Raw genomic sequence first — 20,608 nt, 5'->3', positions numbered from 1 at the left:
TCCTCCGCTCGCGGTTTCAAGGACCGCGGTGGATCACAAACTTGGACGAGTATTACGATGTTTTTCCGCAGAAAGCACGCGCTTAGAACCGTTCAAGCCGTGTTTCGTCGCTAACGCTCTAAGTAGGGTATTACCAAGCTTTCGCCAAGCCTCTAACGCCCTGTTGATGTCATCTGGTTCCGTGGACCAGCCCAGACTGAGACGCACCGCTCCCTGGGCAGCGGTGGCATCATACCCCATCGCCGCCAGCACGTGAGACGGCTGCACTTTGCCCGATGAACAGGCCGAGCCCGAGGACACAGCCACGCCTTCGAGATCGAAGCCGATCACGGCGGTTTCGGCCTTCAGGCCGGGAGCAGTGAAAAGGGTGGTATTTGGCAACCGCTCGACGTCATCCGCGAAAACCATCGCGCCGGCGATCCCGCGGATACCATTTTCCAAGGAACTTCTGAGGGTTGCCATCCGCTCCGCATCCTCCGGCAGAGTCTGAAGCCCAGCTCTCACAGCTGCCCCGAAGCCGGCGATACCGGCGACGTTTTCGGTTCCCGCGCGGCGGCTCAGCTCTTGTCCGCCACCCCGCAGCACGGGTTCCAGCCCAGTGATCCCCTCCGCCAGGACCAGCGCGCCGACGCCCTTGGGGCCGCCGATCTTGTGCGCGGAAAAGGTCGCAAGGTCTGCGTCCACAGTCTTGATATCGAACGGAATTTTCCCCAGCGCCTGGATCGCATCGACGTGCAGGAGCCCCCCCGCCCCGTGGACGATCCCTGCGGCCTCTGCGATCGGCTGAATTGCGCCGGTCTCGTTGTTCGCAGCCATGATGGAGACCAGCGCCGGCGGACCGTCGCCGAGCAACGCCTTCAGACGATCGAGGTCGATGACGCCGGCGCGCGTGACCGGGATCTGACTGACCTTGTCGGCTGGGAACCGGCCGCCTGACAGCACCGAGGCATGCTCGACGGCCGAGACCAACAGGCGCTCGACAGGACCGCCGGACGCCCCCCGCAGACCGGGCGACAGCGCCAGCGCATTGGCCTCGGTCCCTGCGGATGTAAAGACGACGTTCCGCGACAATGCGCCTACGGCCGCCGCGAGCGTGGCACGAGCTTCCTCGACCAGCCGGCGCGCCTCGCGCCCCTCGGCATGAACCGAGGACGGATTGCCGATCAGCTCCCAGGCGGCGAGCATCGCGGTCCGCGCTTCGGCGCGCAGCGGCGTGGTCGCATTCCAGTCGAGATAGACACGGCTCGGCATGAGGTATTATATTACTCCATCGATCGGGCCAGTGTGTCCGTCCCGGAGCCCGACATGGGCCCCCGTGGAGCGCTTGGCAACTCGATTCCGAATCTCCACCGTTCAATGACGCCGCCGTGACGCGCTAACATCTTGAGCCCATTGCGGGATGTTCAAGATGCTTGCTTTTTGACCCTCGCCTCATGTTAGAACGCCCGCGTCAGTTCACCGCGCGCCGCTCGCGCACCATCCGAGGGCGCCGCTCCACTCTTCCGCGGTTTGATCGGCACAGCAGTCGATGAAGTCCGCACAATCGGTTGATTGCTGAAGAGCGTCTTCAAGGGATCAATCAAGAGATCATCATGCCTGAAGTCATTTTCACCGGCCCTGCTGGCCGTCTCGAAGGCCGCTATCACCCGGCCAAGCAGAAGAACGCGCCGATCGCGATGATCCTGCATCCCCATCCGCAGTTCCACGGCACGATGAACCATCAGATCGTGTACCAGTGCTACTACGCCTTCGCCCATCGCGGCTTCTCGGTGTTGCGCTTCAACTTCCGCGGCGTCGGCCGCAGCCAGGGCTCGTTCGATCACGGCACCGGAGAATTGTCGGATGCGGCCGCAGCCCTCGACTGGGCGCAGACCATCAATCCCGAAGCACGCGCCTGCTGGGTCGCCGGCTTCTCCTTCGGCGCCTGGATCGGCATGCAGCTGTTGATGCGCCGTCCCGAGGTCGAGGGCTTCATCTCGATCGCGCCGCCCGCCAACCTCTACGACTTCTCGTTCCTCGCGCCTTGCCCCTCGTCGGGGCTGATCGTGCACGGCGAGAAGGATGCGGTGGTGCCGCCCAAGGACGTCAACACGCTGGTCGAGAAGCTGAAGACGCAGAAGGGCATCGTGATCGACCAGCAGGTCATCCCCGGCGCCAACCACTTCTTCGACGCCAAGCTCGAGCCGCTGATGGAAACCATCACGGCCTATCTCGACATGCGCCTCGCCAACGTACGCTAAGACCTTGTAGCGCCAAGATCTTGTAGCCCGGATGGCTTCCGGGCTACGGAACCGACACGCCCGCTCAAGCCAGCTTGAGGGCGGCGATCCCCATCAGCACGAGCGCGATGCCGGCGAGTTTCATCGCGCTCAAGGTCTCGCCGAACAGCACGACGCCCAGCAGGAAGGTGCCGGCCGCGCGGATGCCGGTCCACACCGAATAGGCGACGCCGACCTCCAGCACCTGCAAAGCGCGTCCGAGCAGGAAGACGAAGGCGGCGAGCAGCACGAGCGAGGCGATGCTCCAGCCTGCCCGCGTGTAGCCTTCCGCATATTTCATCGAGATCGCCCAGCCGACATCGAGCGCACCGGCGATCACCAGCATCAGCCAGGCCATGGATTGCGACATTGGCGTGCGCTCAGGCCGCGAGCTTCAGCAGATGCGCGTCGTGGCGCACCAGGAAGGCACGCAGCAATTGCGGATAGTCCGCGCCGACCGCGGTGCGCACGCTCGGACGTTTCGCAAGCTCCGCGCGCCACGCGCGGACCTTCGGCAGATCGCTGAAGATGCCGTGCTCGGTCAATTCGTCGAACAGGTCGAAATAGCGGAAGATCGGGGCGAAGACCGCATCCACGAGGCTGAATGCATCGCCTGCGAAGTAAGGCCCTGCACCGAGCGCTGCCTCCACGCGCGCGAATTTCGCCGCAACCGCCAGGCGCTTGCTTTCGAATGTCGCCGGATCGGTCGTGGTCTCCAGACCCCAGAGGTCACCCAGGATCGCCGAGCCGAACTCCATCCAGGCGCGATGCTCGGCGCGCTTCAACGCATCCGTCGGATGCAGCTTGAGGCCTGCCTGCGTCTCCTCGATGTATTCGCAGATCACGTTGCTCTCGAACAGCGCGACCTCGCCCTTCTCCGTCGTCACCACCAAAACCGGCACCTTGCCGAGCGGCGAGAGTTTCAGAAACCAGTCGGGCTTGTTGGCGAGATCGATGTCAATCCGTTCGAACGGCACGCCCTTCTCGTTGAGCGCGATCACGGCACGCTGCACATAGGGGCAGAGCTTGTGGCTGATGAGTTTCAGTGAAGCGGTCATGGCAATCATCCCGACGGTTTGATGCAACTGCATCCAATATAGATGCAATTGCATTCACCCGTCAAGATCGATGCATTTGCATCAACCATCTTTGGATCTTGAGGCCGGTACCTCAGGGCCGCGCCATCACTCCGCCCGTCATCGGCATCGGCACCCCCGTCGTGGCCGGGTAGGACAGCGGCAGCCCCTTGAGGCCGCGGGCGGCAAGGAAGCCGAAGGCCTGCGCCTCGATGGCATCGGAGGCCCAGCCGAGCGTCTCGGCGGCCTCGACGGTGGCCGACCCTACCCGCTCCCGCAGCATCCGCAGCATGGTGAGGTTACGGGCGCCGCCGCCGCAGACGATCCAGCTCCGCGGCCGGCGCGGCAGGAGCGAGATGATCCGGGCGATCGCCGCCGCGGTGAAGGCGGTCAGGGTCGCGGCGCCGTCGGCCGGCGGGACATCGCCGAGCTTCAGCGCCGCAAAGTCGTTGCGGTCGAGCGATTTCGGCGGCGGAGCCGCAAAGAACGGCAGGTCCAGTGCCCGCGCGATCCAGGCTTCGTCCGCCTTGCCGAGCGCTGCGAACTTTCCCTCCGCATCGAAGGCCTGGTTCATGGTGCGGTACATGAAATCGTCAAGCAGCGCGTTGCCCGGTCCGGTGTCGCAGGCGATCAGCGTGTCGTTGCCGTCGATATAGGTGATGTTGGAGACACCGCCGATATTGACGACGACGATCGGCCCTTCGCGCTCCAGCGAGTGGACGAGCGCCCGGTGATAGACCGGCACGAACGGCGCGCCTTGCCCGCCGGCCTCGACGTCGGCGGCACGGAAGTCGTGCATCACGGGGATATGGATCGCCCTGGCCAGCGCCGGCGCATCACCGATCTGGACCGTCAGCCGCTTCTCGGGGCGATGCAGCACCGTCTGGCCGTGGAAGCCGACGATGTCGATGTCCTCCGGCTTCATCCGGTTCTGGGCGATGAAGGCAGCCACAGCCTCGGCATGGGCCAGCGTCACCGCGCGCTCGGCCTCGGCCAGAACGCCCGGGCGGGCGTCGCGTCGCGGCAGGTGCACGGCCTCATTCAGCGCCTGGCGCAGCAGATTGCGCTCCGCCGGACTGTAGGCCCGGTAGCCGGACGGCCCGAACGCCTTCACTTGCTTTCCGTCGGTTTCGATCAGCGCGACATCCACCCCGTCCAGCGAGGTGCCGCTCATCAAACCGAGTGCCGTCAACATCATGGATCAGCGTCCTCAAGAGACCCCCTCCGGCATGCCGATCTTGTGCCAGAGGGACACATCTTATAATGCCACAGGCAAAGTGGCGGGTGGCAATCGAGTTCCCACGGGAGACCCTTAAATTGCACCCGAAACAGTAAACCAAGAATTGTCAGGCTCGCCGACAGATGACTGCATTTAAATCGGATTTCCTCAACACCCTGCAGGAACGTGGTTTCATCCATCAGTGCTCCGATTTCGAGGGGCTGGACGCGCTCGCCGCCAAGGGCGAAGCGACCACCTATGTCGGCTACGATTGCACCGCCCCCTCGCTGCACATCGGCAACTACCTGACCATGATGATGCTGCACTGGCTGCAGCAGTCCGGCAACAAGCCGATCACGCTGATGGGCGGCGGCACCACCATGGTCGGCGATCCCTCCGGCAAGGACGAGACCCGCGCGATGCGCACCGTCGCCGAAATCGAGGCCAACAAGGAATCGATCCGCGGCGTGTTCGCAAAGGTGCTGCGCTACGGCGACGGCAAGAGCGACGCCGTCATGCTCGACAATGCGGAGTGGCTGACCAAGCTCAACTGGATCGAGATGCTGCGTGACGTCGGCCGGCATTTCTCGGTCAACCGCATGCTGACCATGGACTCCGTGCGGCTGCGCCTCGAGCGCGAGCAGGAGATGAGCTTCATCGAGTTCAACTACATGGTCTGCCAGGCCTACGACTTCGTCGAGCTCGCCAAGCGCACCGGTTGCAAATTGCAGATGGGCGGCTCGGACCAATGGGGCAACATCATCATGGGCGTCGATCTCGGCCGCCGTATGGGCACCCACCAGCTGTTCGCGCTGACGACGCCGCTGCTGACGACCGCTTCCGGCGCCAAGATGGGCAAGACCGCGCAAGGCGCGGTGTGGCTGAACGCCGACCAGTTCTCGCCCTATGACTTCTGGCAATACTGGCGCAACACCGAGGACGCCGACGTCGGCAAATTCCTGAAGCTGTTCACGACGCTGCCGATGGGCGAGATCAGGAAGCTCGAGGCGCTCGGCGGCTCGGAGATCAACGAGGCCAAGAAGGTGCTTGCGACCGAAGCGACCGCGCTCTTGCACGGACGCGACGCAGCAAACCAGGCGGCTGAAACCGCGCGGCGCACCTTCGAGGAAGGCGCGCTGGCCGAAAGCCTGCCGACGGTGGAAATTCCGCGCGGCGAGCTGGACGCCGGCCTCGGCGTGCTCAACGCCTTCGTCAAGGCAGGCTTGGTTGCCTCCAATGGCGAGGCACGGCGCCAGATCAAGGGCGGCGGCCTGCGCGTCAACGACGAGTCCGTCAGCGACGAGAAGATGGCGCTGTCTGCGGCCAATCTGACGCCCGAGGGCGTGATCAAGCTGTCCTTCGGCAAGAAGAAGCACGTCCTCATCCGGCCTGCATAGGCGTATGAGCTTTTGATGCTTGTCAGGGCGCGCCGAAGCGCGCTCCCTGACCGGCAATGGATCAGAGCACGCCCAGGGAAGCCTCGAGGGAACAAGCCGGAGGCACGCAGCGAGATGCGGTGCGCACCGCACTCGTCGTGCTCGGGCTGTGCTTCACGCTCGCTGTCCTCGGCCGCGGCCTCAGCGAGAGCTTCACAGTCTTCCTAAAGCCGATCTCCGAAAACTTTGGCTGGGACCGTGCGCAGGTCGTCTCGATCTACTCACTGACCTGGCTGATCAGCGGACTGACCGCGCCACTGGTCGGGCGCCTGTTCGACCATTCCGGACCGCGCATCGTCTACGCACTCGGGCTTTTCCTGCTCGGCTCGGCCTTCCTGATCGCGGCGCACGCGCAGGCGCTCTGGCAATTTCAGCTCTCGATCGGCCTCTGCGTCGGCATCGGCGTCGCCTTCATCGGCATTGTGCCGAACTCGATCCTGCTCGGCCGCTGGTTCGGGCCACGGCTGCCGACCGCGATGGCGGTGGTCTATTCGGCGATGGGTGGCGGCGTGCTGGCGCTGCTCCCGACCTCGCAGCTCTTGATCGATCATCTCGGCTGGCGTGAAGCCTATCAGGTCTACGGCTTCGCGGCGCTCGGCCTGCTCGTGCCGCTGCTGCTTCTGCCCTGGCGCATGTTCGCGGTCGGCTCACCGCATGTCAGCAAGAAGACCGATCCTGATTTCGTTGACAACGGCTGGACGCTCGTGAGCGCGATGCGCCACCACGCTTTCTGGGCGCTGTTCTCGACCTTCTTCTTCACCGCGGTCGGCATGTATTCGATCGCCGCGCAGATCGTGGCCTATCTCATCGACGCCGGCTTTCCGCCGCTCCAGGCCGCGACCGCCTGGGGTTTTTCGGGCGTGGTGCTGGTGTTCGGCATGCTCGGCGTATCCGCGCTCGACGGGCTGATCGGGCGCCGGCCCTCGGTGCTGCTCAGCTACGCGATCTCGATCGTCGGCATCGTCCTGCTCTGGCTCTTGCAGTATTATCCGAACATCATCCTGCTCACAGGCTTCGTCGTCTGCTTCGGCAGCATGATGGGTTCGCGCGGCCCGCTGATCACCGCGACCGCCATGAAGATCTTTCGCGGCAAGCGCGTCGGCACGATCTTCGGCACCATCTCGATCGGCAGCGGATTGGGTTCGGCGTTCGGCTCATGGAGCGGCGGCCTCATCCACGACTTCACGCACGGCTACAATCTCCTGCTCGTCTTCGCACTTGCGAGCGTGATCCTCGGAATGATTCCATTTCTGATTGTCCCTGCCTTGCGGGAGTAGGTCTCCCCGACGTAACCTGCATCCCTCTACGTCACCGGGAAATTACGGGCGACACACGCTGCACCGCGTGCGAAACCGTCGGGCGCAACCGGAGTTAAGGGACGAACTGCGATATTTTGTCCACATGACAAAAATGTCAGCGCCGAATTGACCCCGGGTGGCTTGCGAGGCCGAACTGAATACGGTCCAAGTCGCCCATTGGATGGAGGGCACAAACCAATGAACTTTCCCTATCTCACTCGCTTTGAACCGGTTCTCCTGAGCCTGTTCCGCTTCATCACCGGCCTGCTGCTGTTTCAATTCGGCGTAGCGAAGCTTTTCAAGTTTCCGCCTTTGCCGATGTTCGCGAAAGTCGAACTGATGTCGCTGTACGGCGCGGCCGGGACGCTTGAACTGGTGCTTGGCGCGCTGTTGATCCTCGGCCTGTTCACCCGCCTCGCCGCTTTCATCCTCTCCGGTGAAATGGCCTTCGCCTACTTCATGGGACATATGCTCAAGGGCGAGACGCCGGTGTTCCTGCCGCTGCTCAACAACGGCACGCTTGCCATCCTGTTCTGCTTCGCCTGCCTCTATCTCTCGGCGGCCGGCGGCGGCCCGATCAGCGTCGATGCGGCGATGGGCAACGAACGCGCTTCGACCGGCGGCGCATTTGCGCGACGCTGACGCACGCAACTAGCGCTCAAGTCACGGATGGCACCGGCAGCTTTGCCGGTGTCATCTACCGCGAGCCCAGCACGTTCCAGATGAGGACGAGGGCCGCGACGAGCAGCGCGGACATGATGAAGCGGTGAACGAATCGGTTCATTGCCGCTCCCGCCAGGCTCGATGACCACCAAGGTCTAGGATCGATCTTCTCCAGCAACCGCGCTGACGTGCGCCGACGCATGTCGCTTTGCCTGCACGGTTACGCACCAGGTTGCGAACGGTCACGCGCGCCGCCGGCGGCCGCATGCCTATGTTCATGATTGGTAAGAACTTCATGCTACCGATGCGAGCAATAACAACCATTTCGTAGAGGCTGCGATGAAGCTGCTGAGCCATCTGAAGATCCGCACCAAGCTTACCAGCATGGTCTGCCTTGCGGCTCTCACAGTCACAGCCATCATCGCGGTATCGGCCTTCCTCAGCAAGAGCCGCATGATGGAGGACCGGGTCCAGCAGATGAAGACCGCGGTCGACATGCTCTACAATTTCGCCCAGTCGGTCCAGGACGACGTCACCGCCGGCAAGCTGACGCAGGCCGAGGCCAAGGCCCAGTTCCACATGCGCGGACGGCGCATGACCTTCAACGGCAATCAGGGCTATCCGGTCGTCTACAACGCCGACACGTCCCTCCTCGTCAACGGCGCCAACCAGCAGCTCGAAGGCAAGATCACCGGCGCGATCGACGCCAACGGCGTCCTCATTGCCGACGCTATCCTCAAGGCCGGCGAACAGAATGGCGGCGGCGTAGCCTCCTATCTCTATCCCCGCCCCGGCCAGACCGAAGCGGTGCGCAAGACCGTGTTCGCGCGCAAGTTCGCCCCTTGGAACGCGACGATCAGCTATGGCCTCTATGTCGACGACATCGATGCTGATGTGCGCGCGCTGACGCTCGAGCTTGCCGCGGTCGGACTCGGCCTGATGCTGCTGATGGCGACGTTGTCGTGGCTGATCGCCCGCGACGTGCTCGGCGCGCTTGATCGCCAGAAGACCCGCATGCAGGAGATTGCCGACGGTGCCATCGACAAGCCAGTCGAGGAGACCGGCCGCGGTGATGAGATCGGCCGCATGGCCGAGACCCTCGAAGTGCTCAGGCAGACTGCTTTGACGGCGCGCACGCTGGAGTCCGAGCAGGTCGCCGCCAAGACACGCAGCGAGCAGGAGAAGCGTGACGCGCTGATCTCGCTCGCCGACCGCTTCGATGCCTCGGTCGGCCAGCTCGTCGGCCTGATGGCCTCGGGCTCCGGCGAGCTCGAGACCACCGCCAAGTCGATGTCGTCCACGGCCGAAGGCACCAATCGCCGCGCCGCCGTGGTCGGCTCGGCCGCCACCGAAGCCAGCCAGCGCGTCCAGACGGTCGCGGCTGCCGCCGAGGAGCTCTCCTCCTCCATCACCGAGATCAGCCGCCAGGTCGCGCAATCCGCCGAAGTCACCGGCCGCGCCGTGGACAGCGCACGCCGCACCGACACCATCGTCCGCGCGCTCTCGGACGGCGCCCAGCAGATCGAGCACGTCGCCGAGCTGATCTCCAGCATCGCGGCGCAGACCAATCTGCTCGCGCTCAACGCCACCATCGAGGCCGCGCGCGCCGGTGAAGCCGGCCGGGGCTTTGCGGTCGTCGCCTCCGAGGTGAAGTCGCTCGCCAGCCAGACCGCGGAAGCCACCCGCGAGATCGGCGACAAGATCGCGCAGATCCAGGGCGCGACCAAGGAGGCCGTGGACGCCATCGGCGGCATCACCGCCACCATCGAGGAAGTCAGCCGCATCGCCACCTCGATCGGCGCGGCCATCGAGGAGCAAGGCGCCGCCACCGCCGAGATCGCCCGCAGCGTTTCGCAGACCGCGGAGGCGACCAAGGAGGTTACCACCAATATCAGCGGCGTCAGCACCGCAGCGAACGAAACCGGCAACGCCGCCGGCATGGTGCTCGCGGCGGCCAGCAACCTCTCCAAGCAGGCCGAGCAGCTCTCCGGCGAGGTCGGCACGTTCCTCGCGGGTGTTCGCGCAGCGTAAGCGGCGCGACGTCATTTTAATCTCTACAAGAGGTCGTCATGGCCGGGCTTGTCCCGGGCATCCACGTTCTTGGTGCCGTGTGGTGAGGCGTGGGTGGTCGGGACAAGCCCGGCCATGACGACGGGGACAGCTTCTACCGCCGCGCGAGGGTGCAGCCGCTCGAGAGCTGGCGCGTCGATCCGGTGGAGCCGTCGTTCGACTGCGAGGGGAATTCGTCGAACGGCGAGTTCTGCTTGCCGGTGTTGAACTCGAAGATCTTGCGGAACAGGCCCGGCGCCATCGCCGAGATCGGGTTGACGCGCATTACCGGCGCCGCCGGCGTGCCGACGACCTCATAGGTCACGCCGATCAATCCTTCATTGTTTCCGCCGCCGAGGAAGATGCCGAACAGCGGGATCTGGCCGAAGATGTTGTTGACGCCATACATCGGCACGAAGGTCCCGCTCATGCACACCTGGTTGCCGGGATAATCGATCGAGCCCTCGATGGTGGCGCCGATCATCGGGCCCTTGACGACGCCATCGCGGATCGTCAGGGCGCCGTTCTGACGCGTGAATTCGGCGCGCAGCGCGCTGAAGGAGACGCCGTTCCCGGTGCCGTTGGGCGCGCCGGCGGCAACGCGCTCGAGCTGCGCCTCGCCCTTCACCGTGAAGTCGCGGACGTTGACGAGGCCCTCGCGCGTGGTGTTCGGCTCCGAGGTCGGCGGCTCCATCGCCACCACCATCTGGCCGCCGATCGCCTTGGTGTAGGTGTCGGTGAAGCGCAGCAACGCGCCGGCATCGTTGGTCTGGAGGTAGATCACCTCGCGATTGCCCTGGGCGCGGCCGCCGCGCAAATCGGCGGCCACCGGCGTGTCGCGGCCGATCTTGCCGTTCAGCGTGAAGGCTTTGACGGCGCCATTGCGCCGCGACATCTTGCCATCGACGCTGCGCATCGCCTCGCCGTTGAAGCCCGCGACGGCACCGAGCTTCACGTCGATGTCGAAATCGACGTTCTTCATCTTGTTCTTGGCGTCGTCCTTGGAATTGCCTGAGATCGCCGACTTCAGGAAACCGCGGCCGTCGAACACGTCCCCGCGCATCGTGCCCCGCACCACCCCATCCTGGCCACGCTCCACCTTCAACGAGGCCTTGTCGCCGTCGGTCGGGGCGTAGGTCGGGAAGTTCGCGTTCATGAGGTCGCCGTTCGGATCGACTTCTAGCGAGCCCTTGATCGAGGCGCCGCCGCCTTCGACGACGATGTCCTCCAGCCGCGTTGATTGCGGCGTCGGCACCACCTTGAAGCTGGCCTTGGCCGATTTGCCCGGCAGCTTGACCCAGCCGGGCAGGATGTTGTCGAGCTTTAGCGAGGTCAGGTCGGCCTCGACACCGAGCTTCGTCGTCGCGTCGGGACCGCTGGCGATCTTGCCCGACAGCTTGATCGGCAGCGATCCGCTGACGGCGGGGCTCAGATCGAATCCGAGGCGCGCGCGGCTGGCATCATCCAGCGTGGTCTGCAATTTGACGTCCGCATCGCCCTCGGCCGGCTTGCGGTAGTCCAGCGAAGCCGCCTGCCCGTTGATCTTGACGTCGCCCTTGACCTGATAGCCCTGGTTGCTCGCTGATATCTTGAGGTTGTTGGCCTCGAGCTTCTGGTTCATCACCAGCTTGTCGGCGGCAAAGCCGTTGAGATCGGCGGTGACGGCGTAGGTGGTGTCGGCCTTGGTCAGCTCGCCCTTGACCGGCAGGCCGAGCTGGATGTTGGCCGTGAACGTCCCCTTGCTGGTGTTGGGATCGACGACGGTCGACGACAGATCGCTCAGGCGATCATTGGCGAGCATTTCGGCGGCCGCAGGCACCGGGCCATCGACGCGGAACTTGGTCCGCGACGGCGACGGTTTGGGCGCCATATCCGGCACCTCGAAGACAAAGTCGGAGATCGTGACCTTGCGGCCCGCCGGCGTATCGGCAATGCCCTGCCCGATATTCACGGTCGCGGTGCGCCCGGTCACACGCGCCTTCAAATCGGCGTCGTGCACCACCGGCATGCCATCCACGGGGCGGACCGCGACGCCGCTCGCGACGATGTTGACCGACAGGCCGTCGTCGGGAATGGGCGGGCCCTTGCGCGGGAGGTTCTTCGTCGGCGAATTGACGCCGATCTCGATGCGCTGGAGCGTGCCGCGCTCGATCCGCTCGATCACCCATTCGCGCAACTCGGGAACGACAAGCGTCGGCCACATCCGCTTGAGCGCGGAGGCCGACATCGGCGTTCCCGCGAAGCCCAGCGTCAGCCGTGGCTCGCCCGAATAGTCGATGGCACCGGTGCCGGCGACGCCGATCTCGCCATTGCTGATATCGGCTTGCGTCAGCAGCATGCGCTTGTGGTCGGTATCGAAGCGGAAGCCGATCGCGATACGGTTGAAGACCAGCGGGGGCTCGTTGTCGATGCCGCCCAGCAGGATCGAGCCGCCGCTGAAGCCGAGCTGCCAGTCGTTGGTGGTGCCGTTCGGCGGCTCGAGATGGGCCAGAAGCGTCAGGCGGTTCGCGCCCGAGAGGATCTTGAACGGAGCGACCAATACCCGCCGGTTCGAATCCCACTCGACGTTGATCTCGGCCGAGTCGATCGCCATCGGATAATCTGGCGTGTCGGTGTCGATGATGTTGCCCGCGCCGACCGCGATCTTGCCGCGGAAGAAGGTCGGCACGCCGTCGCGGCCGAGCTCACCCTTGAGCTCGCCGGTCAGCGGCAGGTCGGCGGTGTAGGTGAAGTCCTTCACCCGGAGCGCCAGCAGGATGTTGGCGGTGGAAACCTTATCGGCGCGGATGTCGACCGAACGCACACCGTTCTCGGCGGGGCCGATCGTGGCGCGCAGCGACCACGGGCGCGCGCCCTCCTCGCCGAGGCTGAGCGCGACGCCGCCACGGCTCGGCCGGCGCAGGCTGAGCGTGATGTTCTCAAAGCTCCATTTGCTGCCGCGCTGCTGATCGTCGACGATCAGATTGCCGTTCTTCAGACCGATCTCGTTGAGGTTCTGGCCGTCGAGCCCGGTCATGCTCAGACTGTCGAGCCAGTCGAGGCCCTGAAGAATGCCACTCGGGGCAGCGGCCTGGGGAGCGGCCTGGGATGCGTTCGGACTTGCAGGTCCGGTAGCGAATGGCGGCGGCGGAACACCGTTGCGCGGGAATGTCGGCGGGAGGCCCGCTTCCTTCTTGGAGGCGACGCCGGTCGCCAGCGGCTTGGCGGTGTCGCCGGCGGACACGGTGACGGTGCCGTCGGGCGCAATGCGGATCGCCAGCTCGGCGTCCACGAGATTGAGGCTCTCGGCGCGCAGGTGCCCCATCAGGAGACCCGCCCCCGACAGCTTCACTTCGGCCTTCGGTGCGGTGGCGACGATGGCGTGATCGTGGTCGCGGACGACGATGTCGCGGATGCGCACGGCGATGCGGATCCGCCCGGCCCGCTCGATCTGGGTGCCGCCGACCTCCACAGTGTTGCCGTGGCCGATATTGTCCTCGATGGCGGCAGCGAGCCAGGGCGTCGCGATGTCGAGGTTGATGGGACCGGCACCGAGCCGCCACCACAGCGCGCCGAAACAGCCGACGAAAATGACGGCGAGGGCTCCGGCCACGATGGCCAGCCGCTTCAGCCAGCGACCGGTGGCCAGCCAGCGGCGCAATGACGCGAATCCGTCACCGAAGCGATGGAAGCCCGAATTGGAACGCGACAACAGCCGGCGTGCCCGATAGCCCGCCGCTGCTTCCTGATCCGGATCCCAGTCGGCGTCGTCCCATTCCTGCGGCTGCTGTTGACCGCCGCGCCGATCGAAATCCCGATTGTGATCCTGGGGCGACGTATTCCTTGCCATTGCCTCTCGATACAGGCGCCCATCATAGGATTGAGCACCGCCGGGACCGCAGCCGTCCACGGGAAGCGAAGCTCCCTGTGCCGGCATTGCCGCCATACCTCGAATATTCCTGCTGTTCGTCATTTCGCCCCGGGAGCGCGTTCAACGAGCAGTGGGGTGGTGCGTGGAATTCCTTGTAACCATAACCCGGCGTCGCCAGACTTGCCCAGATGAGGGCGCGATTCCGGCACACCGGACGAGAGCTGCAATACCGCTTTGGTTGACCCGCCGAAAGCGTCGAAAGGAAGGCGTATGTCCAAGAAATCCCGAAAGAAATCGTCCAAAACGCCCTCCGGCAGTGCAACGGCTAAAAAGAAGACCCCGACCAAGCGGGCAACGACTCAAACAAAGTCCGCGAAAACACAGCGGACGCCGGCGAGCAAATCAACCAGGACCGTAGCAAAAGCAGGATCACATAAGGCCGCATCGAAACAGTTAAATTCCTCCAAATCGGCCTCCCAGCCCGCGAAGGCGAAGCCAGCCCTGGCCGAGGGCCAGAAGGCGCCCGCCTTCCGCCTGCTCCGCGACGGCGGCGATGTGGTCTCGCTCGCCGACTATGCCGGTCGGAAGCTCGTCCTGTTCTTCTACCCCCGCGCCGACACGCCCGGCTGCACCCGGGAGGCGATCGATTTCACGCGGCTGGCGGACGCATTCAGCGCTGCCGGCACGGCCCTGCTCGGCATCTCCGCCGATCCGTTAAGGGCCCAGGAGAAGTTCCGCGACAAGCACAGCCTCGGCATGCCCCTCATCTCGGATGAGAAACACGAGATGCTGGAGGCGTACGGCGCCTGGGGCGAAAAGTCCATGTATGGCAAGAGCTTCCTCGGCGTTCTTCGCACCACGATACTGCTTGGTGCCGACGGCAAGGTAGCCAGGGTCTGGCGCAATGTCCGCGTCGACGGCCACGCCGACGAGGTGCTGGAAGTGGCAAGAAGCCTTTAACCAGTCCGTTAAATTCGCGCGGTTCCGTTTCCGGAAAATTAACCATGACCGGCCCAGATTGCTGCGGCAATTAGGCCGTACGGACTCATCCGACCGGCGCGGGAGTGCCGATGTCGAAAAGTTCTGCCCAATATTCGCAGTACCCCCAACATCACGCGCACGACCACGGACGGGCCTTCCATCGCCGTCCTGCCGCCGCGGTAGCAGCGACCGCTAGCCCCCTTCCCTCGACCGACGACGCCTACACCATCGTGCACCACGGCAAGCAGGTCCGCCTCGGACCTGTGGTGTTCTGGATCGTGGTCGGCACCGTCGTGCTGCTCGGACTCTGGTCGGCCGCGACCGCGACCTATTTCGCCTTCCGCGACGACGTCCTGACCCGGCTGATCGCGCGCCAGGCCGAGATGCAGTACGCCTACGAGGACCGCATCGCCGAGCTCCGCGCCAAGGTCGACCGCACCACCAGCCGGCAGCTGCTCGACCAGGAGCAGTTCGACCAGAAGCTCGACCAGATTATGAAGCGCCAGACGGCGCTGGAGTCCCGCGCCACGGCGCTCGGGGCCATGCCCGACGTCACGGGATCAATCCCCCGCACGGCCCCGCAGCGCGGCGATTCGAGCCAGGGCACAACGCAGGGTACGCCGAAGCCGTCGCCGATCAGCGACACCGTGATCTTCGTGGCACCGCCCGATCGTGAGGCGCGGCTTGAGTCGCGCGCGCCGACCGTCGCGGCACAGCCGACCAGCCAATTCGCTAAGAACCAGGGGTTCGACAACGTCCTGGTCCGGCTCACGACCTCGCTTGACCAGGTCGAGCGTCGCCAGATGGCAGCGCTCAGCGCCGTCGAGGAAGGCATGGATTCACGCATGCGCCGGATGCGCGGCGTCGTCAGCGACCTCGGCCTCAATCTCGCCAGCCTCGAAGCGGCTGTGCCGCGCTCCGCGATGGGCGGTCCTTTCGTGCCCGTCAAGCTGACGGCCAATGCCGGGCCGTTCGAGAAGCAGCTCTCACGCATCAACACCACCCGCGCCGAGATGGATCGGCTCAATCGCACGCTTGCGCTGGTGCCCTACCGCAAACCCGTCATCGGCGAGGTCGAATTCACCTCCGGCTTCGGCGTGCGCAGCGATCCCTTCCTCGGCCGGCCCGCGATGCATACCGGACTCGACTTCCGTGCCGCGACCGGCGATCCCGCACGCGTCACAGCCAACGGCAAGGTCGTTTCAGCCGGCTGGTCCGGTGGTTACGGCCGCATGGTCGAAGTCGATCACGGCAACGGGCTCTCGACCCGCTACGGGCATCTCTCCGAGATCAACGTCAAGGTCGGTGAGATCGTGAAGCTCGGCCAGGTCATCGGCCTCGTCGGTTCGACCGGCCGGTCCACCGGCCCGCACCTCCATTACGAAACCCGCATCGACGGCGAAGCGGTCGATCCGCAGAAATTCTTGCGCGCCGGCGTGCGGCTCAGCGCGGGCTAATAAGCCTACCGTCGGCCGCCGCCCATCCCGCCTCCGGGACCTCCGAAGCCGCCACCACCCATTCCACCGCCGGGTCCCATCGGCCCGCCGCCGGGCGAACCAAATCCGCCGGGGCCTGACGGCCCGCTCGGGCCCGTCGGCGCGGAGCCGGGATTCGCACTTGGGCCAGGTCCCGAGCCAGGTCCTGGGCCAGATCCCGGCGCAGGTCCACCACCGCCGCTCGGCGTTGCGGCGCCGCGGTTCGGATGCAGGATCGAGCCGCCGGGCGACCGATTGGGATTGCCGCCACCGGATGGAGGTGCTCCCGGCCCCTGGCCGATGGCCTGAGCCGATTCCACCTGCAAGCCGCGCGAGCGATCGAACACGCCGTTGATCACCATGCGGGCCTCGCCGGCAGCCGGGCCGAAGCGTGAACCGTCACGCGCCACGAAGCCGGAGCCGAGCTGAAGGTTCGATCCCACACGCTGCACATAGGCCTCGATCGAGAGGCGGCTTGCGCCGACGAGATCCGAGAAGTCGTCGATGCGCGTGCGCGCGGCCTGCATCGTGCCCTGGCTCGAACGGCCCTCGATCTGGGCGCGCTGGCCAACCAGCAGCGGATCGACCCCGCTCAGCCTCAGCCCGCCAATACGCAAGTCGTCAGGGCCGCGCTCGACGAGACCGGTGACACGCTCGGTCGCTTCGCGCCGCGGCTCGATCAGGCTTGCGACGATCACGCCGTCGGTCCGGCGCAGGCCGTAGACGGCCACCTGCGTGCCCGCACGAAGCTTGCTCTCCTTGTCGCTTGCGACGATCTTCTGGCCGAGCACCGTCAGCTCGTTGCCCTTCACGGATTCGATCGGACCTGCGACCTCGCTCGCGATCGTGATGTTGCGCGTCACCAGCGTGCCGTCGGCCTGACGGGTGGCGACCACACGCGCAAGCTGGCCGATACGCAGTGCCCTCGGGCTCGCGGCCTCGCCGTCGATCCGGACCGGCACGTCGCTCGCATAAGTGACGCGCTCGCCGTTGACGTAGATGCTGCCAAAACGCTGGATCACGCCGACGATGCCGGTGCCGCCGATGCCGTGGTCGTCACCGCGCCTGATTCCAGTGCCGCCGATGCCCTGATCAGTGCCACGCTTGACCTGCGCGTGGGCCATCGCCGTACCGGCGAGCCAAAATCCTGTCAGCAGCAGACGGCGGGAGATCAACGGCGGCCGGCTCATGAAGAACCACCCTCCTTGCCGCTTTCTTTGCCGCCTTCTTTGGCCTCTCCTTCGCCATCTGCGTCTTCGCTGTAGATGTAGATGCCGAAATTCCAGCGGGCATCACCGCCCTTGTCCTTGGCGAGCGCGCGATTGGCCTCGCGGTTGGCGGTCTTCAGCGCGTCCATCGCGAGCTCGCGCGAGCGTGCCTCGAGGCGCTTGGCAAGCTTCGGCGAGATGTTGTTGTAGTGCACCGCGCGCTCAAGGAAGCGCGGCGCCGCGCCTGAGACGTTCTGCGCGGCGGCCGCGATATGGTCGTGCAGATTGCGGCCGAGATAGTGCCATTTGCTATCGTCCTCGCCGCTCGGGACGAAGGCCGCCTCGACCAGCTCGATCTCGTCGGAATCGTTGATGGTGACGAGCTTGCGGTCGACCCATTCGTCGAGCACCGCGCGCGGCCGCACGTCCTTGGTGACGGAGGCGACCAGCTGCTCGAACGACGGCGCATCGCCCTCGGCCGTGCGCGGCAACGCCAGCGGCTCGCCCTTCGCATCGGTGAATTCGGGCGCGGCAAGCCAGCGCGCGATCACGGCGCTCGTCAGCGACACCGCGGCGGGCGCCTCGTGCACCGGCGCGCCGGCACCGCGCAGCCGCGCCACCTCCTTGCGATGGATCCCGGTGAGCAGGCTGACGCGGCTGTCGGTCTGCTCCTTCCCCTCCAGCGCAAAATCGTGCTCGGCGACGTTGACGAACAGCTCGCGAAGCAATTGCGCCAATGCCGGAAAGGTCATGCCGCTGCGAATGCAGAGCCGCACGAGCGGGCGCAGCAGCCGCGCCAGCGGCGCGTGCAGCTTCGCGGCGGCATTCGGCTGCGGAGCCGCTGCTTTGGACCCGGACTTGGCATTCATGCCTAAACTGTACCCGCACCCCACGTGGGACACAATCCCACTTTTTTCTCCCTTCCGATTTACGTGGTAAATTTTCCCACATATACGAGACGCCACTGAGGGCGCGACGTAAAGGGACTCACACCCATGGTTGACCGCTTGGTCCGCAATTCCAACTCACTGCGTGCTGTGCCGGCTCCCGACTGGGGGCATGGCGCAATCGAGCCGATGCTGCCGGCGCTGTTGCGCGGCGTGATCTTCATCTCGGTGCTGGCCGCACCGTTCGTTGCGGCCCTGCTCGCAGGCTGACACCATCATGCATCACACCAGCGAAAATCCGCGCCGCCCGTCGGTGCTGCACATCTTCAAGATCTATTATCCCGACCTGTTCGGCGGCACGCTGACCGTGATCCGCGACATCTGCGCCAGCTTGAAGGACAGCTTCGCCTCCGCCGTGCTGGTCTGCTCGCAATCGGCCGAGCGGCGCGAGATCGTCGTCAATGACGTGCCGGTCGAGCGCGTCCGCTCCTTCGGCAATGTCCTGTCGCTTCCCGCCGCTCCTACCTATCCCTGGCGGCTCTGGCGCAAGATCGCCGAGCACGATTTGCTCGCGCTCCATGCCCCCTTCCCGCTCGCCGACCTCGTTTTCGCCTTCGGCTTCGGCGCCAATCGGCCGCTGGTGGTGCACTGGCATGCCGACATCGTCACCCATGCCGGCCTGCGCTGGTTCATCGAACCGTTGATGCGGCGGACACTATGCCGGGCGAAAGCAATCATCGTCTCGGACCACGCGCTGATCGAGAACACGCCGTTGCTGCGGGAATTCGTCGACAAATGCCAGGTCGTGCCGTTCGGCATCGACACCGCGGGTTACGACTGGCCGAAGATCGAGCCGCACCACGTGAACGATCGCGGCCGGCTCGTGCTCGCCTGCGGCCGGCTCGTGCCCTACAAGGGCTTCGACGTCCTGATCCGCGCCGCCGTCAACCGCAAGTTCGAGATCTGGATCATCGGCGAAGGCACCGAGCGGCCGCGGCTCGAGCAGCTGATCCGCGAGCTCGGCCTCGGCGACCGCGTCCGCCTGCTCGGTTCGGTGAACGACAGCGAGCGCATCAAGCTGATGTGCCTGTCCGACGTCTTCGTCATGCCGTCGGTCACCAATGCCGAGACCTTTGGCTTGGTCCAGCTCGAGGCCATGGCCGCCGGCCGCCCTGTCGTGAACACGGCGCTCGACACCGCGGTGCCGCGCGTCGCCCGCCACGGCATGGAGGCGATCACGGTGCCGCCGGGCGATGCCGAAAAGCTCGGCGATGCCATCGACACGCTGATCAGCGATCCCGAGCGCCGCCGCCGCATGGGACTGTCAGCCCGGACGCGCGCCCTCACCCGCTATTCCGCCCCAGCCTTCAGGGAGGGCATGCAGGCCGTCTACCGCGACGCCGTCACCGTATCGTCCAAGGAAACCGTCACCGCCGCCGAGCCGCCGCAGGCGACCGGCTGGCTGGACACAGTCCGGATCGCGGCCGCACTGGCCTGGTCGGACATGCGCCACCGCTATGTTCGTTCGCTGCTCGGCCCGTTCTGGATGTCGCTTCAGATGGCGATCGTGGTCGCAGTGTTGGGCTCGGTGATCGGCCAGATGTCGAACGCCGACATGCTGGCGCGCCTGCCGATGCTGGCGCTGTCGATGACGGCCTGGACCTTCCTCAACAGCGTCGTGCTCGATGCGACCACGGCGCTTCAGAATTCCGCGAGCCTGATCCGCGACCGGGCGCTGCCGCCGGTGATCTTCCTGTTGCAATGCACCTTCCGCCAGGCGCTGTTCGCGTTGCATAACGCCTGCGTGCCGCTGGTGCTGTGGCTGATCCTCTCGCCCCACGACCTCTCTCATGCGCTGGCGGCGCTGCCCGGCCTGCTGCTGTTCATAGCCTGTACCTTCGCCTTGAGCCTCGTCCTCGGCGCGACGGCAACGCGCTATCGCGACCTCAAGCCGATCATCGAATCCACGCTGATGCTCGCCTTCCTCGCCTCGCCCGTGGTCTGGTCCGCCGAGATGATCAATCACCGCTCGACGGTGATGCGGCTCAATCCGCTGACGCATCTGTTCGCGGTGTGGCGCGAGCCACTTGCAGGCGGCCATATCGCTCCCACCAGCATCGTCTACGTCCTGATCACGCTGGCGCTGCTGATGTTCGCGAGCGTGCTGACGCTGGTCCAACTGCGCAAAGCCGCCTTCTGGATCTGACG

The 20,608-nt window shown here is 65.4% G+C and carries 16 protein-coding genes; 9 read left to right on the top strand and 7 right to left on the bottom strand.

What is annotated here, in order from left to right:
- Positions 1-33: 33 nt before the first annotated feature.
- On the bottom strand, positions 34-1,251 hold the full coding sequence (locus AB7008_RS24940) for a cysteine desulfurase family protein (protein WP_441259683.1): 1,218 nt from the start codon (positions 1,249-1,251) through the stop codon (positions 34-36).
- A gap of 341 nt (positions 1,252-1,592) precedes the next feature.
- Between AB7008_RS24940 and AB7008_RS24935 the strand changes: the two genes are divergently transcribed.
- Positions 1,593-2,240, top strand: coding sequence for an alpha/beta hydrolase (locus tag AB7008_RS24935; protein WP_014495555.1), 648 nt, complete (start codon positions 1,593-1,595; stop codon positions 2,238-2,240).
- 64 nt (positions 2,241-2,304) lie between these two features.
- On the opposite strand, the gene AB7008_RS24930 is transcribed toward AB7008_RS24935, so the two are convergent.
- The 3 genes from AB7008_RS24930 to AB7008_RS24920 all read right to left on the bottom strand — a co-directional run bounded on the left by AB7008_RS24930 (position 2,305) and on the right by AB7008_RS24920 (position 4,532).
- A complete protein-coding gene (locus tag AB7008_RS24930; protein WP_441259682.1) occupies positions 2,305-2,628 on the bottom strand; it encodes a DMT family transporter in 324 nt (107 codons plus the stop codon).
- 10 nt (positions 2,629-2,638) lie between these two features.
- Positions 2,639-3,316 carry a glutathione S-transferase family protein gene (locus AB7008_RS24925; protein WP_304489630.1) on the bottom strand — a complete coding sequence of 226 codons (678 nt, stop codon included), beginning with the start codon at positions 3,314-3,316 and terminating at the stop codon, positions 2,639-2,641.
- Positions 3,317-3,428: 112 nt separating this feature from the next.
- Complete coding sequence (locus AB7008_RS24920; RefSeq protein ID WP_304489629.1) at positions 3,429-4,532, bottom strand: anhydro-N-acetylmuramic acid kinase; 1,104 nt, start codon at positions 4,530-4,532, stop codon at positions 3,429-3,431.
- A gap of 164 nt (positions 4,533-4,696) precedes the next feature.
- Between AB7008_RS24920 and tyrS the strand changes: the two genes are divergently transcribed.
- From tyrS to AB7008_RS24900, 4 genes are all read left to right on the top strand, one after another.
- The gene (tyrS, locus tag AB7008_RS24915) at positions 4,697-5,950 is read left to right on the top strand and encodes a tyrosine--tRNA ligase (RefSeq protein WP_248883190.1); all 1,254 of its coding nucleotides are present in this window, start codon (positions 4,697-4,699) and stop codon (positions 5,948-5,950) included.
- Positions 5,951-6,006: 56 nt separating this feature from the next.
- Positions 6,007-7,266 carry an MFS transporter gene (locus tag AB7008_RS24910; RefSeq protein WP_304489628.1) on the top strand — a complete coding sequence of 420 codons (1,260 nt, stop codon included), beginning with the start codon at positions 6,007-6,009 and terminating at the stop codon, positions 7,264-7,266.
- 219 nt (positions 7,267-7,485) lie between these two features.
- The gene (locus AB7008_RS24905; protein WP_014495561.1) at positions 7,486-7,929 is read left to right on the top strand and encodes a DoxX family protein; all 444 of its coding nucleotides are present in this window, start codon (positions 7,486-7,488) and stop codon (positions 7,927-7,929) included.
- Positions 7,930-8,289: 360 nt separating this feature from the next.
- Positions 8,290-9,981 (top strand): methyl-accepting chemotaxis protein, encoded by a 1,692-nt coding sequence (locus tag AB7008_RS24900; protein WP_304489627.1) that lies wholly within the window; start codon positions 8,290-8,292, stop codon positions 9,979-9,981.
- Between the two features lie 133 nt (positions 9,982-10,114).
- On the opposite strand, the gene AB7008_RS24895 is transcribed toward AB7008_RS24900, so the two are convergent.
- Positions 10,115-13,915: an AsmA-like C-terminal region-containing protein gene (locus AB7008_RS24895; RefSeq protein WP_248883414.1), complete on the bottom strand. Its 3,801-nt coding sequence runs from the start codon at positions 13,913-13,915 to the stop codon at positions 10,115-10,117.
- A 204-nt stretch (positions 13,916-14,119) separates the two neighbouring features.
- On the opposite strand from AB7008_RS24895, the gene AB7008_RS24890 reads away from it, so the two are divergent.
- Both AB7008_RS24890 and AB7008_RS24885 read left to right on the top strand, forming a co-directional pair.
- A complete protein-coding gene (locus tag AB7008_RS24890) occupies positions 14,120-14,809 on the top strand; it encodes a redoxin domain-containing protein (RefSeq protein WP_304489626.1) in 690 nt (229 codons plus the stop codon).
- A 110-nt stretch (positions 14,810-14,919) separates the two neighbouring features.
- Positions 14,920-16,287, top strand: coding sequence for a M23 family metallopeptidase (locus AB7008_RS24885; protein ID WP_304489625.1), 1,368 nt, complete (start codon positions 14,920-14,922; stop codon positions 16,285-16,287).
- Between the two features lie 5 nt (positions 16,288-16,292).
- Here the strand turns inward: AB7008_RS24885 and AB7008_RS24880 are convergent, their stop codons facing one another.
- Both AB7008_RS24880 and AB7008_RS24875 read right to left on the bottom strand, forming a co-directional pair.
- A complete protein-coding gene (locus AB7008_RS24880) occupies positions 16,293-17,495 on the bottom strand; it encodes a DUF5666 domain-containing protein (RefSeq protein WP_441259681.1) in 1,203 nt (400 codons plus the stop codon).
- Positions 17,492-18,382 (bottom strand): DUF6502 family protein, encoded by an 891-nt coding sequence (locus tag AB7008_RS24875; RefSeq protein WP_253570975.1) that lies wholly within the window; start codon positions 18,380-18,382, stop codon positions 17,492-17,494. The genes AB7008_RS24880 and AB7008_RS24875 overlap by 4 nt, the downstream gene beginning before the upstream one ends.
- A gap of 126 nt (positions 18,383-18,508) precedes the next feature.
- On the opposite strand from AB7008_RS24875, the gene AB7008_RS24870 reads away from it, so the two are divergent.
- Both AB7008_RS24870 and AB7008_RS24865 read left to right on the top strand, forming a co-directional pair.
- A complete protein-coding gene (locus tag AB7008_RS24870) occupies positions 18,509-18,670 on the top strand; it encodes a hypothetical protein (RefSeq protein WP_193375969.1) in 162 nt (53 codons plus the stop codon).
- Positions 18,671-18,677: 7 nt separating this feature from the next.
- The gene (locus AB7008_RS24865; RefSeq protein ID WP_441259680.1) at positions 18,678-20,606 is read left to right on the top strand and encodes a glycosyltransferase; all 1,929 of its coding nucleotides are present in this window, start codon (positions 18,678-18,680) and stop codon (positions 20,604-20,606) included.
- Positions 20,607-20,608: the final 2 nt, after the last annotated feature.

Source organism: Bradyrhizobium sp. 521_C7_N1_3 (assembly GCF_052075975.1).
Lineage (GTDB): Bacteria > Pseudomonadota > Alphaproteobacteria > Rhizobiales > Xanthobacteraceae > Bradyrhizobium > Bradyrhizobium japonicum.
Note: the sequence above shows the minus strand (reverse complement) of the source record. Positions and strands in the feature narration are given on the sequence as shown.